This window comes from Bacillus sp. FSL K6-1284 (assembly GCF_038002625.1).
Classification (GTDB): domain Bacteria; phylum Bacillota; class Bacilli; order Bacillales; family Bacillaceae; genus Bacillus; species Bacillus paralicheniformis.
The window spans coordinates 675,685-690,931 of record NZ_JBBOCW010000001.1 but is presented as its reverse complement, the minus strand read 5'-3'; the positions used below and the strand labels follow the sequence as shown (position 1 = coordinate 690,931).

The 15,247-nt window shown below is 45.7% G+C and carries 15 protein-coding genes; 3 read left to right on the top strand and 12 right to left on the bottom strand.

From position 1 onward, the window contains the following. Positions 1-146: 146 nt before the first annotated feature. The 4 genes from amyS to MHB72_RS03450 form a co-directional block, all read right to left on the bottom strand. Entirely contained in the window at positions 147-1,685 is a 1,539-nt protein-coding gene (gene amyS, locus MHB72_RS03465; protein WP_216921279.1) for an alpha-amylase, read from the bottom strand. Between the two features lie 130 nt (positions 1,686-1,815). Then, positions 1,816-3,195, bottom strand: coding sequence for a polysaccharide deacetylase family protein (locus tag MHB72_RS03460; protein ID WP_105979234.1), 1,380 nt, complete (start codon positions 3,193-3,195; stop codon positions 1,816-1,818). Between the two features lie 71 nt (positions 3,196-3,266). Next, complete coding sequence (locus MHB72_RS03455; protein ID WP_020450395.1) at positions 3,267-3,944, bottom strand: DUF3298 and DUF4163 domain-containing protein; 678 nt, start codon at positions 3,942-3,944, stop codon at positions 3,267-3,269. A gap of 292 nt (positions 3,945-4,236) precedes the next feature. Further along, positions 4,237-5,184, bottom strand: coding sequence for a helix-turn-helix transcriptional regulator (locus MHB72_RS03450; RefSeq protein WP_216921281.1), 948 nt, complete (start codon positions 5,182-5,184; stop codon positions 4,237-4,239). Positions 5,185-5,278: 94 nt separating this feature from the next. Between MHB72_RS03450 and MHB72_RS03445 the strand changes: the two genes are divergently transcribed. Further along, positions 5,279-5,704 carry a VOC family protein gene (locus MHB72_RS03445; protein ID WP_023855557.1) on the top strand — a complete coding sequence of 142 codons (426 nt, stop codon included), beginning with the start codon at positions 5,279-5,281 and terminating at the stop codon, positions 5,702-5,704. Between the two features lie 261 nt (positions 5,705-5,965). Then, positions 5,966-6,052, top strand: a complete 87-nt coding sequence (locus MHB72_RS22795; protein WP_367304836.1) for a putative holin-like toxin — start codon at positions 5,966-5,968, stop codon at positions 6,050-6,052. A gap of 318 nt (positions 6,053-6,370) precedes the next feature. Here the strand turns inward: MHB72_RS22795 and ftsW are convergent, their stop codons facing one another. The 4 genes from ftsW to MHB72_RS03425 all read right to left on the bottom strand — a co-directional run bounded on the left by ftsW (position 6,371) and on the right by MHB72_RS03425 (position 10,153). Beyond that, a complete protein-coding gene (gene ftsW, locus MHB72_RS03440; protein WP_216921283.1) occupies positions 6,371-7,513 on the bottom strand; it encodes a putative lipid II flippase FtsW in 1,143 nt (380 codons plus the stop codon). Beyond that, a complete protein-coding gene (rodA, locus tag MHB72_RS03435; protein WP_216921285.1) occupies positions 7,510-8,667 on the bottom strand; it encodes a rod shape-determining protein RodA in 1,158 nt (385 codons plus the stop codon). The genes ftsW and rodA overlap by 4 nt, the downstream gene beginning before the upstream one ends. Before the next feature lie 15 nt (positions 8,668-8,682). Continuing rightward, entirely contained in the window at positions 8,683-9,327 is a 645-nt protein-coding gene (locus MHB72_RS03430; RefSeq protein ID WP_020450388.1) for a helix-turn-helix domain-containing protein, read from the bottom strand. A 193-nt stretch (positions 9,328-9,520) separates the two neighbouring features. Beyond that, positions 9,521-10,153, bottom strand: coding sequence for a homoserine/threonine efflux transporter (locus MHB72_RS03425; protein WP_020450387.1), 633 nt, complete (start codon positions 10,151-10,153; stop codon positions 9,521-9,523). A gap of 147 nt (positions 10,154-10,300) precedes the next feature. Between MHB72_RS03425 and MHB72_RS03420 the strand changes: the two genes are divergently transcribed. Next, entirely contained in the window at positions 10,301-11,128 is an 828-nt protein-coding gene (locus tag MHB72_RS03420; protein WP_020450386.1) for a TrmB family transcriptional regulator, read from the top strand. 35 nt (positions 11,129-11,163) lie between these two features. Here the strand turns inward: MHB72_RS03420 and MHB72_RS03415 are convergent, their stop codons facing one another. The 4 genes from MHB72_RS03415 to MHB72_RS03400 all read right to left on the bottom strand — a co-directional run bounded on the left by MHB72_RS03415 (position 11,164) and on the right by MHB72_RS03400 (position 15,243). Further along, positions 11,164-12,219: an LLM class flavin-dependent oxidoreductase gene (locus MHB72_RS03415; protein WP_065643585.1), complete on the bottom strand. Its 1,056-nt coding sequence runs from the start codon at positions 12,217-12,219 to the stop codon at positions 11,164-11,166. A gap of 235 nt (positions 12,220-12,454) precedes the next feature. Beyond that, positions 12,455-13,429, bottom strand: coding sequence for an SPFH domain-containing protein (locus tag MHB72_RS03410; protein ID WP_101561712.1), 975 nt, complete (start codon positions 13,427-13,429; stop codon positions 12,455-12,457). 21 nt (positions 13,430-13,450) lie between these two features. Continuing rightward, a complete protein-coding gene (locus tag MHB72_RS03405; protein ID WP_216921297.1) occupies positions 13,451-14,218 on the bottom strand; it encodes a TPM domain-containing protein in 768 nt (255 codons plus the stop codon). Beyond that, entirely contained in the window at positions 14,218-15,243 is a 1,026-nt protein-coding gene (locus MHB72_RS03400) for a TFIIB-type zinc ribbon-containing protein (protein ID WP_026578964.1), read from the bottom strand. The genes MHB72_RS03405 and MHB72_RS03400 overlap by 1 nt, the downstream gene beginning before the upstream one ends. Positions 15,244-15,247 lie beyond the last annotated feature (4 nt).

The window sequence follows — 15,247 nt, the reverse complement described above, 5'->3', positions numbered from 1 at the left end:
CGATTCAAACTGTCAGCTAGTCCTTTCTGAGGGCTGATGACACCTTGTTAAAATTAATTATAAGATGGAATCAAAGAAATTTTATAAGAAGGAGAAAATAAAAAAACGGATTTCCTTTAGGAAATCCGTCCTATCACTCTTTTCTTCTATCTTTGAACATAGATCGAAACCGATCCGCCGTTTACGTGAAACTCTCCCCAGCCTTCTGCATTGATGACAACAGAATCGGAACGGTTTCCGGTGATGTCATGCCATGTCTCACCGGCGTTTTGCCGGCCGACATACATTCGCTTTGTCCCGCCGGGTCCGTCTGTTATTAACGCCGCCAAACCGGAATTTGCAACCGAGCTGTCGCCTTCCCTCGTCCAGCCGACAATGTTATGATGATCGAAATAATCATGCTGTGCTCCGTACGCATATTGTTTTCTCGCTTTTAAGATCGGTTCGATTTTGTGTTTCAGGGCAGGAATTTCGCGCTGCGAGGCTCCTTTCGTCCCGTACATATCCCCGTAGAAAATTTGCGGGTAGCCTGCTTCTCTTGTCAAAATAAAAGCGTAAGCCAGCGGCTTAAACCATGTTTGGACAGTCGACTCAAGCGATTGCCCCGGCTGTGTATCATGGTTATCAACAAACGTAACCGCTTTAACAGGATGCTTGGAAACGACTGTTCCGTTCAGCAATTTCCTCATATCATAGCCGCCTCCCTGTGTCGATGCAGCATGGAACTGGTAATGAAGCGGCACGTCAAACACTGAATGATTAAAGTTTGTTTTGTTCAAATAGTTTTCCAGCGCACCTAAGTCATTCTGCCAATATTCAGCTACCGTAAACATTTCCTTCCCTGTTTTTTCCCTGACATGATTGACCCAATCCCGCAAAAAAGAAAATTTAATGTGTTTGACTGCATCAAGGCGGAATCCGTCCAATTGCAGCTCATTGGCATACCACGTTCCCCATCTCTTTATTTCTGCCGTGACATCAGGATGATCATAATCGATGTCGGCATACATCAAGTAATCATAGTTGCCGTTTTCATTGGAAACTTCCCAATCCCATGCCTTTCCTTGAAACTTATAGATGCGGTTCAGCTTTCGGGACTCGTCCCAATCGGTTCCGTCAAAATGGTACCAATGCCATTTGAAATCGCTGTATGTGCTGCCGCGCCCCGGGAATTGAAAATGTGTCCACGCTTTGATTCGCTGTTCTCCTGATGTTACGCGGTTGCGGTCAGCGGGATCGACTTCAACAGCCGTTACATCTTCGGTCGCATCAGCGCCGCCTTTGTGGTTGATGACTACATCGCCGTAAACGTTGATGTCCCGGGAATGAAGACTGTTGATCGCAGATTGCAGTTCTCCCTTTGTGCCGTACTTTGTCCGAACCGTCCCTTTTTGATGAAACTCCCCTAAATCATACAGATCGTAAGCGCCGTAGCCTACATCGTCTTGACTCGTTCCCTTATATGCCGGGGGAATCCAGACGGCAGTAATACCGTGTTCAGCCAAATATGCCGAGTCATTTTGTAAGCGTTTCCAATGTTGTCCGTCATTTGGCATGTACCACTCAAAATACTGCATCAGCGTCCCATTAAGACTTGCCGCCGCTGCTGCAGAGTGAGGCAGCAAGAAGATGAGCGCAAATAACAGCGGCAGCAATCGGGCATAAAGCCGTTTGTGTTGTTTCATGATTTTCCTCTCCCCTTTCAAAGTGAAACACATGCTATTGTATAAATATTTGGAATTTTTAACAAATATCGTTTTCCCTATATTTTCTTGCAACAGAAAAGCGCCGATATGGCGCTTTCTTCTCATTTATTCAATATCCTCTCTGCTTCTTCACTTCTTCAAGCTGAGATACAGTTACCAATTGATAGCCCTTTGCTTTCAGCTTTTTAATAATCTCTTCCGCCGCTTCTGCGGACGTTGCATAAATATCGTGCATTAAGACGATTTTTCCGTCTCCCGCATGACTCATGACATGATTGACAATCTTTTGTTTATTTCTGTACTTCCAATCTTCCGGATCAACATCCCACAACGAGACCTTCAGATTGGAAAGCGAGCGGACGGAATCATTGATTCCGCCATATGGAGGGCGCAAGTGTGCCGGCTGGTGTCCGCTGATTTTTTCGATCATTTCTTGCGTGTCGTTAATTTCCTGATACGCTTTTTCATTTGACAGCCTTGTCAATAACGGATGGTCCCAGGAATGGTTGCCGACTTCGTTTCCTTCCTTCAGCATCCGTTTTATCGTTTCGGGATAATATTGGGCTCTGCTTCCAAGCACGAAGAAGGTCGCATGCCCTTCATGCTTTTGTAAAGCATTCAATATTTTATTCGTTGTAGCGGGATTCGGGCCGTCATCAAATGTGAGAGCAATCACTTTTTCATCAGGATTTATTTTCGCCTGTTTCGGAAGGGGGACAGGCTCCTGCTCTCGTTTGGCCTGAAGACGGCTCTTTTTCATATCCTGATATTGGTCTTTTAAAATATCTTTTACCCATTCTTTTTTTATTTTTACAGACTGCTCAAGACCGGTTTGTTTTTTCTCAAAATAAAATTCGACTTCGTTTTCCAGGAGCGCGAAGCGGCTGAAATGCTCTTCCTGAGGGCTTGTCCCTTCTTTTAATAAAGCCGTGTCGGCAGACGGATTCCGATTTTTCAATTCCTGATAGGCAATGCTTGAAATCCTGTTCAGAAAATCTGAATTTTCTTCGAACAGGTCTTGAAGGGACAGCAGCTTTTTCTGTTTTAAATCGGCGTTAAACGTCTTGACAGACGTTGTACCCGAAACGCCCCCGGCCTCTATGTATTGATTCAGCACCACACTGGCTGCATCTTTTGTGTAATAGACAACCTTATATTTGATGTTCAGTTCAAAAGGCCCGTCTTCATGCTGAGCCTGGGCCTTTGCATTATCCTCTTTAAAACTGGCCAATTCTTGATTCACATAATCTTTTATTTGTTCATCGATTTCTTTTATGCGAAATACCGGATAGTGGATGGCATACCGCTCTTGTTTGCTGTCGCTGACCATGGATTCGACGCCGAGGCCGGATTGTCCGCCGTCTTTTTTTGGTTGAGGGGGCTCTTGACTGTTGCTTGACACCTTATTGTAAGAGTACCCCGCCAAACCTATTAATATCGTTAAAAAAATCAACATTTTAACCCATCGAAATGATGGTTTGCCAGACATCGCTGCTCACTCTCCTGTTTCATGACTTGCTTTCTCTGTTTCTATTACAAATATTGTTTCTCATACCGGGACTAATATAAAAGCGTCGACGGAAGCTTTATTTCCTGATTTCCGGCCGCATACGGGGCGATATCATACTGCTGAAATACAATTGAAATTCCGCTGCTTGTATAATAGAAAGCCGTGTGTTCATCCAAGCGGATATCGCTCTTTTTAAGATCAGAATAAAACTGTTCCGGATGTTCGTTGATATAGCTGAAAATATAGTTTTTTGCTTTTTCGATTTTTGCCTGATTGTTTAATACGTCAGTCAGCACGACTTGTTTGCGCTTGTCAAAGTCAAAGTTGTAGGATGTAGCGGTGTACATGCCGTGCGCGCCGCCGGAGAACTGATAGTCATAGATTAAAAAGCTCAGTTTGCCTTCCTCGTTGTATTTGACTTTGTAGGACGTTTCATAGACGTTCTCCTCGTCCTTATCCTTCTTTTCGGCATCTTTAACGATTTTTTGAAATTCTTTATAAGAGTTTTTTAAATGAAGTTTTACCGCTTCGTTGGCCAGCTGGGCATCTTCTTCCTTCAAATCGCTGAATACCGGAAAAGAAAGCGAACTGATGTCTTTGTAATATTCCGTGTGAATCGCGGCTTTTCTATTTTGTGAAGCGTTTATTTGAGATGTTCCTTTATTGATGATGAATAGCAGCGATGCTGTGAGTACAAGGAATCCTAAAATAGCCATCGCTTTTTTCATAAGCATGCTCCTTTGTCAATCTTCTTTTAAACTCGTAACATATCATTTTCTTTTGTAACACAAATGTAATATTTATTTCATATTTGTAATGATACCCACTTTTAAATCCCCCGTCAACTTTTTTGGGTAAAAATTTCTTCTGACGGCAAAAATAAGACACTCTCAATTCCTGAGAGTGTCGTTAACGGAATGATGAATGAGACGTGCGTCTTCACGCTTTTTTTGAGGGGCTGTCAATGCAGGAAAAACGCAGGCTGGGGTCTTCGTGATCAGTCTGACCGGAGTCTTCATTTTAGCCGTATTGTTTCAGCATGTCGGATAATGTCCGCTTCATCCTTTCGATTAATTCGGAAGGCTTCTGAATAATTGCTTCCCGGCCGAATGAAATGAAATAATCCGCAAAAAAATCAATATCCTTCGGCGCGATTTCTCCTTTCAGCACGCCGGACCCGTCTTCTTTTACATCCAGCTCAAGGTGTGGCCATTTGAGTGAACCGTGCCGTTCTACTCCTTTTTTTGTCAGCTCCGCTGATAATTCCAATGTCTCCCTTGGCCGGGACACAGCTGAAAAACGGTTCTTTAAATTAAGATCGGTCAAATCAAGCGGGGCCGTATGTTCATCAAGCTCGACCCGCTTAATCCGGTCACACCTGAAGATGCGGTAGTCTTGTCTTAAAAAACAGTAAGCCGGGCAATACCACTTCCCTTGATTGGCATAGATTCCGATCGGCTGAATGTTTCTCTTGCTTGCTGCACCGTTTGCTTCATATTCGATGATCAACACCTTTTGCTGAACTGCCGCTTCAAGCAGCACCTTTAAGACCGGAATGTCGTCTTTTTGCTCATAAGGCGTATAAAAAGCAATGCGATCCTTCATACTGTCAATCGCATCCCGGATGTCTCCTGTAAGGTTCAAATAAAATTTCTTTTTGATGGAGTCGTACTGAGCGTCAAACGGCAGGGATATATAATGCTTCAGCGCATCGATCGCAAAGAAGATGGCGATCGCTTCGTTCTCGCTGAAGGCGATGGGAGGAAGAATCCTTTCATTTAACACTTGATACCCTCCGTGGGGGCCGGTTTCAGAATAGAGGGGCACCCCCATTTCGCTGAGCTCTTGCAAATCCCTTAAAACCGTTCTCTTGGAAACGCCGAATTCCTGCGCCAGCTCCCCGACCGTAAATCGTTTTTTCCGGTTTACCATCATGATCATTTCATTCAATCGTTTCGCTTTAGACATGAAAACCTCCAATCATTTTTTAACCATGACATAAGTTGTCACCATTATAATATACAATCTTCTTAGATCAACAAAAAAAGGAGATGTTCGCTCTATGAAAACGCAATTTACACCTTACATCCTGATGAATGGAAGAGCAAAGGAAGCGATTGATTATTATCGTGATGTACTCGAGGCTGAAGTAAAGTTCAGTCAGACGATTGGCGAAGGCCCCGCAGATGAGGCGGCGAATTTTAAGGATGACGAATTGGATTTCATCGCACACGCCGTTTTGACAATCGGCGACGCCGTCATGATGATCGCCGACATCATTCCTGAACTGCCTTTCCAAAGTGGAAACCAATTGTCCATTTGCGTAACGGCAGCTGACGTTTCTTCGGCCAAGCGGCTGTTTGGCAAGCTGAGCGAGCGGGGCGAGGTCAAGCTTGAGCTGAAGGAGACTTATTTCAGTCCCGCTTACGGCATTGTCACCGATCCGTTCGGCGTTACCTTTCAAATTTTTGCCGCGCGTCCCGCATAAATGAACAAATGAGACAGATCAAAAAAGGCCGGGTTTCATGAACCGGCCTTTTTTGCACGGAAAAATTTTCAGGGTTTTTTGGCTAAAAAGCGGTATTTGACCGCAAAAATTTAAAAAACTGCGTTTTTTCAAATTCACTTGACAAAGGGCATTTATGGAAACGCCTCTTCTTTTTGGTATAATAAGGGGTAGCAACAGTTCGGTTCTATATAAGGGCGGTCGGCTCCCCCTCCATCTCTTGGAGAGAAAGGGGGTGAGCATGTGACAGTATCAGAGGCGTTGCAACTCATGGTCTCTTTCGGCTTTCTTGTCGTGGCAATTCTGTCATCGAACGACAAAAAAAAGTAAGATCGCCCTTGATTCCCACACCAAGACGATCTTACTTTTTAATTGGGATCTAAAAATAGAGCCGACTCCTTTTTACGGAGCCTCTCTGTTGCTTCCGGGAGATGTTGCCGCATCTTCCGGTTTTTTTCAGTTTACGCATTCATCTAAAGATTATTCTGTTTCACACCTTGAATATATCACGATTTCCTTTATTTATCAATATGGATGCGTTTATATAAAAATGGAGTCACGGTCAAATGCGATATGAGAAGATAAATTCCTGATGACAGGATCATCTGGTCAATCGTAACTTCAAAATCAGGAAAAGGCCTTTCTACATCAGAAAGGCCCCTCTTTTTTTACTCCCCGCTGCACATGTGAGGAGAGGTTGACCAATATCCCGGCTGACGTCAGCATGAACATTAACGAAGAACCTCCGTAGCTGACAAACGGAAGAGGAATTCCGGTAATGGGAAGAAGGCCGAAAACAGCGCCCAGGTTAAATAATGCCTGAATCATGATCTGAAATGTAATGCCGACCGCCAGCAGCTTTCCAAACGGATCATCGATTTGCGCAGCGATCTTAACACCTCTGAACATGATCAACAGGTAGGCCCCGATGATCATCAACAGCCCGACACCGCCGAGTTCTTCACTGATGACCGCCATGATAAAGTCTGTATGGGCTTCAGGAAGAAACCCCAGCTTTTGAACGCTGTTCCCCAATCCATTCCCCCATACCCCGCCCGAATCAATGGCAAGGTAGGAATTGATCAACTGGTAGCCGTCTCCGTTTTCATTTTGAAAAGGATCGCTGAACGATGTCAGCCTTTTTAACCGGTACGACGCTGTCATAGCAAAATATGCGATGCCCGCCCCTGCCATTGTTCCGAGAAGCAGCAAGTGCCGTATTCTGAGACCGGCGCACAACAGAACCGCTCCGCAGCTTAACAGGATCGAAACAGCGGTGCCCAAGTCGGGCTGTTTTAAAATCAAAAAAAACACAGCGGCCAAAATGATCAGCGGCGGCATGACGCCCTTTCCAAAATCGGCGATGTATCTCTGCTTTTTTGCATACACATAGGCGAAATAAATAACCATCACAAGCTTCACAGCCTCGGACGGCTGGATCATGAGCGAACCGAGTTGAATCCACCTTTTAGAATTGTTTTTCTCCATCCCGATTCCCGGCAGCAAAACGAGAATCAGCAGCAAAAAAGAAAGCTTCACCAAAAAACGGATGAGTTTGCTGTAAGCTTTGTAAGGGAAAAAGACGGCAGCCGAAAAAAAGGTCAAACCGATGAGCAGCCACTGCAGCTGCTTCATAAAAAAATAGCTGCCATCATGATACTTCATATATCCGAGGGGGTAGCCGGCACTGTATACCATCAGCAAGCCAAACGAGGATAAAAACAGAACCGAAGCAATCAATACATAATCCAGTTTCTTTAGATGGGAAAGAATCATTTTGTGCACCTTCATCCCCAGTCATTCCCAAACATGTAATGTTTAGATCTGATATTCACACTGAAAACGAGACCTAAGGCGATCATGTTGGTCAGCAGCGCGCTGCCGCCATAGCTGATAAACGGAAGAGCGAGCCCTGTGATCGGCATTAACCCGATCGTCATCCCGATATTTTGGAACACTTGGAATACAATCAACCCCGCAACCCCCGCACATATATAAAGACCGAACAGACTGTTGGACGAGATCGCGATCCTGATGATTCTGTAGATCATCAGAAAATAGAGACAGACTAATGTGACGGCACCCAAAAAGCCGAATTCTTCACCAATCACGGCGAAAATAAAATCGGTATGAGCCTCCGGAATCTTCCCTCCCTGCACTTGGGTTCCATGAGTAAAGCCGCTTCCTGACATCTGGCCCGATCCGATCCCCAATAACGCCTGCGTCAGCTGGTATCCATATGTAGAAGCATGTTCATGAGGACTGAGCCAGCCGTATATCCGGTCAAGCTGGTGAGGCTTAATTATCTTTGAAAAAATCTCAAAGTAATGATTGTGCAAATACGTCAAAAAGGCGACCAATCCCATGAATCCAAGCGACAGGGACATGATCATTCTCCCCGAAATCCCCGAGACAAGCATCAACGTGAATGCGATCGACAAAATCACCAATGCGGACCCTAAATCAGGCTGTACCAATATGAAGAAAAACGGAATCACCGTGTACACCATGATTTTCCCCGTCGGTATGATGCTCTCCGTGAAGGAGAACCTTTTATGCTGAAATTGGTTGAGTATCGAAGCCAACAGAAGAATCAAAATGATCTTCATAAATTCTGAAGGCTGGATTTCGATGACTCCGAAGCTAATCCACCTTTGTGAACCATTTTTATAAGTTCCAAAAAAATGAACGAGAATCAGAAGAAAAACGGCTCCCGCAAATAAACGAAGCGCCAATCGTTCTAGCAGCTCATAGTCGATGTAGGCCGTTCCCGCCATGACGCCAAACCCGACAAGATACCAAAAAACCTGCCGTTTCGCAAAATAAAAAGGGTCCTGTGTTTCATACTGGCCGGACCCGCTGTAAACGGCCAGCAGACTGATGATAAACAAACAAAATAGAATGAGCAGAAGGCTGATGTCAAGGTTGATAGGCTTTCTTTTCATCTGTAACATGCTCCATCATGATTTATGTGACAGCTGGTTGAAAACGAATTGAACCGCTGCGGCATCATCAATATAGCCGATTGGAAAAATATAATCCGGTATGACATCAACAGAAACGATGAAATACAGCAAAGCGCCGCCCATCAACAGCAATTCACGCGGCGTCCCCCGCCCTGAGGTAAATCGGCTGTACATGTCGTGCAAACGGGTCAGAAAAGGACCAATGCCGGCGACTTTCTCGACTTTGGATTCAAACTCAGCCAGAATGGTACGCTTTCCTTCTTCCGTCTGGGAATATTGTTCGTACTCATTCAATTTGTTTTTCAGTTCTTCCGTGGTAAAGGACCGATCATAGACATTTGAGGTTTGCAAAACATCTTCAATTTCGGCAACTGACGAGTGAATATCCTGACGTTCGCTTTCCCTCGTCTTCTCGATCGCATAGCCGGCCGCTGTCATCATCTCATCAAAAGAAACGCCGAGACTTTCTGAAAACCTTTGCAAATGGTTCAGGTTTGCTTTTCTTTTGCCATTGATGATTCTTGAGATGGTCGCTTTATCGATTTGAGTGCGTTCGCTCAATTCTCTTAAAGATAATGATCTTTTTCGCAAATGCTCTTTCAGCAGCGCCCCCAGCTGATTTTTCTTTTGTTCATCCACGAGCCTTTCTCCTCTCACACTAAAAATGTATCAATCTATCAGCCAAAAGGCCAAGTCGGTATAAATATATAGAACCGTTGTCAAAATGTCAACGAATAACCATAGACCTCTGTTTTATCTCACTTATTCCACCCTATAATCGTTGACAAATAAACAAAAAAAGAGCGAGTCAAAACTCACTCCTTCACCGATATCAATCCAAACCCGTTTTAACGCCAAACCCGACAAGCACCAGCCCCGCGGCTTTTTGAAAGACCTTCTGGAATTTCACGCTTCTCAGCCATTTTTTTGCGAAATCGATCAAATATACGAGTATGAGGAACCAAAACACAGCAAGAAAGGTAAGGATTAAAGCGAGGATGATCAACTGCTGGTTGACGCTTTCTCTTAAATTAATAAATTGAGGCATAATCGTGATATAAACCAAAACAGTTTTCGGATTGAGAACGTTGCTGAACAATCCTTGCATAAACGAATCCTTATAATGCCGGCTTGATGCGTTTTCGGTTTTGTTCTTCTCGGCTTGTATGTCCTCCAAAGAAAACATTTTTTTCGCGAAAAAGCTTTTAATGCCTAAATATATTAAATAGGCCGCCCCCAAGTATTTGATCGTATTGAACAGAATCACCGATTTCGCAATCACCACCGCTAAGCCGAGAACGGCAATCAGCGTCCAGAAAGAAAGCCCTGTCGCCAAACCGAGAACATTGCAGCGCCCGGCGTTCGGCCCGTAGCGAAGCGTGTTTTTCACCACAAGCATCGTATCGGCTCCTGGTATCACCACCATCATGGCGGCAATCGATATGTATGACAGCAGGCTATCCATCAGATGTCTCCCCCCATACTGGTTTTATATAGTGACTACTTTAGTAACCACTTATTAAAAAGTGTATCAGCGGACTTGAAATAAATCAATACATCCAGCAAAATATGAGTGACAAAGGTAGCGACTCTTGTTGAAGCTGGAGGGCTTATGAAGGAAAACATATTAGACGTACTGAAAAACCTGAATTTCACCGAGTATGAGTCGAAAGCATACTTGGCGCTTTTGGAAGAATCGCCGCTGACAGGCTATGCGGTGGCAAAAAAATCGGGTGTTCCCCGGTCGAAAATATACGAAGTGCTGGAGAGCCTCGTGATCCGCGGCGATATCTTTGTCAGCTACGGCGGCACACCGCAGTACATCCCCGTTCCCGCCAAGGAACTGATTAAAAACCGGCGGCTGAAAGCGGAAGAGACTTTTGAACAGGCAGAAAAATATTTCGAGAAGTTTGAGCGCACTGCAAATGACCGGGAAAATATTTGGAACATCACCGGACGAAGCGAGATTATCGATAAAGTAAAGGCTTGTATATCATCAGCCGGAAAAAGGATTCTCCTCGAAATTTGGAAAGAGGATTTTCCTGAATTGGAGCCGGAACTCAAGCAGGCCGCAAAAAAAGGCGTCATCGTCACCATCATTGCGTACGGCGACATTGAAGCTGATTTCGCCAATGTCTATCTCCATGACAGCAGCACGCAAATTACAGAAGAGTACGACGGACGCTGGCTTGTATTCAGCGTCGACGATTCGGAAGTCGTGGCCGGCATTGTCTCGCACGGGAAAGACAGCCGCGCAGCCTGGACGATGCATGTAGGCTTGGTGATGCCGATTACCGAAGTGATGATTCATGATCTGTATCTGATGGAAATCATGAAGAAGCACAGAGAGGTATTGGAGGAAAGTTTCGGCGAAAACCTGATCCATTTGCGCCGAAAATTTTCGATTCATCCGGATTTCAAAAAGCATTATATGAAATAAAAGGCCCGCGCAAAGAAAGCGCGGGCCTTTTATAATTATGATCTTTCGGTTGCCTCCCAGCGGGATACTTCTTCCCTGACGAGCGGCGCCGTTTTTGTTCCAAAAAGTTCAATCGCCTTCATGACATCTTCGTGCGGCATCGAACCGACCGGAACGTGAAGCAAAAAGCGGGTGATCCCGACATTCTTGCGCAGGTGAATAATTTTTTCCGCCACCGTCTCGGGATCGCCTACATAGAGCGCCCCTTCAAAGCTTCTGGCTGCATCGAAGCTCGACCGGCTGTACGGCCCCCAGCCCCGCTCCCTCGCAAGTGTATTCATAGCCTGCTGGGTGGAAGGGAAAAACCGATCGGCGGCCGTCTCGGTATCCTCCGCAATAAAGCCGTGGGAATGGGAAGCGACTGTCAGCTTTGAGGCATCATGCCCTGCATGTTCCGCCGCTTTGTAATAAAGCTCAACAAGCGGGGCGAAATGCTGCGGACTCCCCCCGATAATCGCGAGAACCAGCGGCAGGCCGAGCAGGCCGGCGCGCACGACGGATTCCTGGTTTCCGCCGCTTCCGATCCATACGGGCAGCGGATTCTGCACAGGGCGCGGGTACACGCCTGTATTTTGAATAGCCGGACGATGTTTGCCGCTCCATGTGACCCTTTCCGACTTTTGCAGCTCGAGCAGCAGATCAAGCTTTTCTTCAAAGAGCTCATTATAATCATCTAAATCATATCCAAACAGCGGAAAGGATTCGATGAAAGACCCTCGGCCCGCCATGATTTCCGCCCTGCCGTTTGAAATCCCGTCGAGTGTCGCAAAATCCTGAAAAACACGGACGGGATCAGCCGACGACAGCACGGTGACCGCGCTCGTTAATCTGATGTGCTTCGTCTGTGCAGCCGCTGCGGCCAGGACGACGGCAGGAGAAGAAGCTGCGTAATCTTGACGATGATGCTCTCCAACTCCGAATACATCCAAGCCCACCTGATCGGCAAGGACGATCTCCTCCACTACTTCGCGCAGCCGCTCCGCATGGCTAATGGCTTTTCCGGTTTTGATATCAGGGGTCGTTTCTACAAAGGTGCTGATGCCTAATTCCATGTCGCTTTTCCTCCACATTGTTTCCTTTAATTATTCTGTACATCATTGATTGATGTATGCCGTATTCTTTTCACCCGGCACTCACATTATTATATATAGAATACGGCGGGCGTTCTGATCATGCAATTGATCCGACTTGTGAATCAGGATCAGCTTCTGCTCCATTTGTTTTCCAGCTTGGTCTGCCGCAATCATGCCGGTCTGGTATTCATGCATTCACAAAGAAGATACCAGCTTACACTAGCTTCTGCCCGCAGTTCGGACAGAAGTTGGCTTCACCCGTTTTCGTTCCGCAGTTTGGACAGAAGTTCGGCTTTGCCCCTGCCTGCGGCGTGCTTTGGGGCGTTGGTGTCTGTGCCTGCTGATTTTGGTTCATCTGATTCATCATTTGGTTCGCTACGTTCATTCCCATCATCATGCCGGCCATATCGGATGCGGCACTGCCGCCTGTCATCTTTCCTGACGCCATGCCGTCTGTCATGGAGATCTGCTGATATCTGTTCAGATCGCCGACCATGCCGTGGGAAGCGTTCTTCGTGATCATGTCCTGGATTTCTTTCGGATAATTGAAACTCATGATGTTAAAGCCTGTAATCGTCATGCCGTCGCTGACAATCTCCATATCAAGGTCTTCCTTGATCCCTTTTGCGATATCAAAGGCGTTGGCTTGAAGGTTGAACATATCTTTTCCTTCTTTTGTGATCCACTTCATCAAAAGCTGATCAAGGATAGATGTGATCCGTATTTTGATATCTTCCACAACATACTGATCTTTCACACCGGCAATTTTATCGATTAATGCGACATAATCATTCACCTTAAAATTAAATGTGCCGTTCGCTCTGATCGGCATGCCGCCCGGTAGTCCTGCAGCCGGGATATTGATGGCATTCTTCGTCCCCCATTTGACGGTAAACTCCTTCGTATTGACAAACAGGACTTCGGCGCGCATCCCGCTGTTAAAGCCAAATTTAAAACCTTTTAAAGTAGATAAAAAAGGAATAATTTCAGATTCGATATCATAGTCGCCTTCATCTTGGAATATGCCTTCGATTTTTCCATTGTTTAAAAAGACGGCATCCTGACCGGGACGAATGATCAGCCGGCTCCCCTTTTTGATTTCGCGGTTGTTCCATTTGTAGAAAATCATATCATCGCGAAATTCATCCCATTCTACTACATTTGCAAATTGATTTTTAAAAAACACCATTTGAGCTCTTCCTTTCCCTTTCTAAAAGCTTCCCCGGCTGCCGCTGTGCGAATGTCCTCCGCTCGTCGTTCCGCCGCCTGAGCTTTTATTATTGGACGGTTTTCTTTGTTTTGTGACGGTCGTTCTGATGTACTCGTCATTCTTTCTGATCACTCCGGAAGTATCACCGTTCATATACGTGTTTGCACTTACGGTCACTCTGCCGCCTGAATTGTATTTCATAATCGCGACGGCAATTCCCGCGATGACTGCTGACACAAGCAATTGAAACCATGTCTTAAAAAAGATGCTGTCCGCCCATGGTTTCTTCTCCATATCATCATACGCCGCCTTCATAAACATTTCGAATGCGGCCTCATAATGATTGTCAGATATATCCGGCGTGATTTTTTCTCTAATTTTGTCCAGTCTGGCGTCATTCAAATATTCTTCAGCCTTTTTAAAGCCGGCAAGATAGACTTCTCTATGCTCCATATCAACCGTTAACACGGCTGCATTTCCATGCTTCTTCTGATAGCCGGGCGCTTTTTCGTCATAGAAGTCCTCCGCATATTTCTTTACATCGCGGTCATTCGTATCATCGGTCGTCACAATGATAAAGTCGGTTTCCCGTTCGGCCCCCAATTTGGCTGCCAGCGTCTCCAGCTTCTCGATTTCCTGTTTGGTCAGAAGCCCGGCTTCATCATAAACATACCGCTTCTGTTCAGAGGCTGCCGCACCGGAGGCTATAGGGATGAAGACAAGGAAAATCATACATAGGATCATTGCGCTTCTCAATAAATTTCTCATCATGCCCCGCCTCCCATCACAGCAGCGATGATTTTCCAGACCGCAAATATGGAGACAGCCAGTCCGCTAAACCACATCTTTTCTTTAAATGAGCTGATCGGCGGCTTGCCGACGACTTTTCCCGTTTGTCCGTTCATCGCAAAAATGTAATCCTTTTGTTTGTAGTTGTAATTGACCATCCAGACGGGCAAAAGCACATAAAAGCTTTTCATTTTTTGCGTATCGACGTGTTTCGTTTTCACATCGACGGAGCTGTATCCGGATAAGGTGGAATCGATATATGACTCGATGTAGCCGCTGATTTTGCTTTTCGCCCGCGGAAAAAGCTCTTCATCATCGTAATTATATTTTTCAGCGATGTAGCCTGCCAAATAGGCCGTTTTAAAATCTTTCAGCTGATCATACGGATAAGGCTCCAATTTGTCCATCAATTCATCGTTCATCTTTTCTGATGCATCCACCGGGACTTTGATGTAGTCGAGATTGATATCGCGAAACGCATCATAATGTTCGGTCTTCGTATAGATGTAGTCGCCCTGTGTATACCTATGTACCTTTGTGCAGCGGGCGCTGACCTGCACTTTGCTGTTTAAATCGTACATCCAGAAAGGAACGTACATGCCTGTGATGCTTTTAATCCGGTCCGCCGACATAAAGCCCTTTGGTGTTAACAGCCCTTTTCTGCACCACTTGCGAAACGCGTCTGCCGCTTCCTCTTTGCTGATCGTAAAAGGAATGACCTTTGCCGGGGCAAGGTTTCCGGACAGGCGGTCGGCGATCACTGCCGCTCCCCCGCAAAAGCTGCAGGAGGTAGCCGTCGTTTCTTTTTCAGTGATCAAAATAGCGCCGCAGTTTTGGCAATGATATTCTGTTGCTTCGTCTTCAGTAAATCTCGCTGTTTTTAATTCTTCCGGAATGTTTTCAATCTTGTCCTGTCTCCCGCAGCTCCGGCAGGCCAGCGTGCCGGATTCAGCGTCAAAGGCCATGTCATCCCCGCAGCCCGGACATTTATAAGAAATCACCATGTCT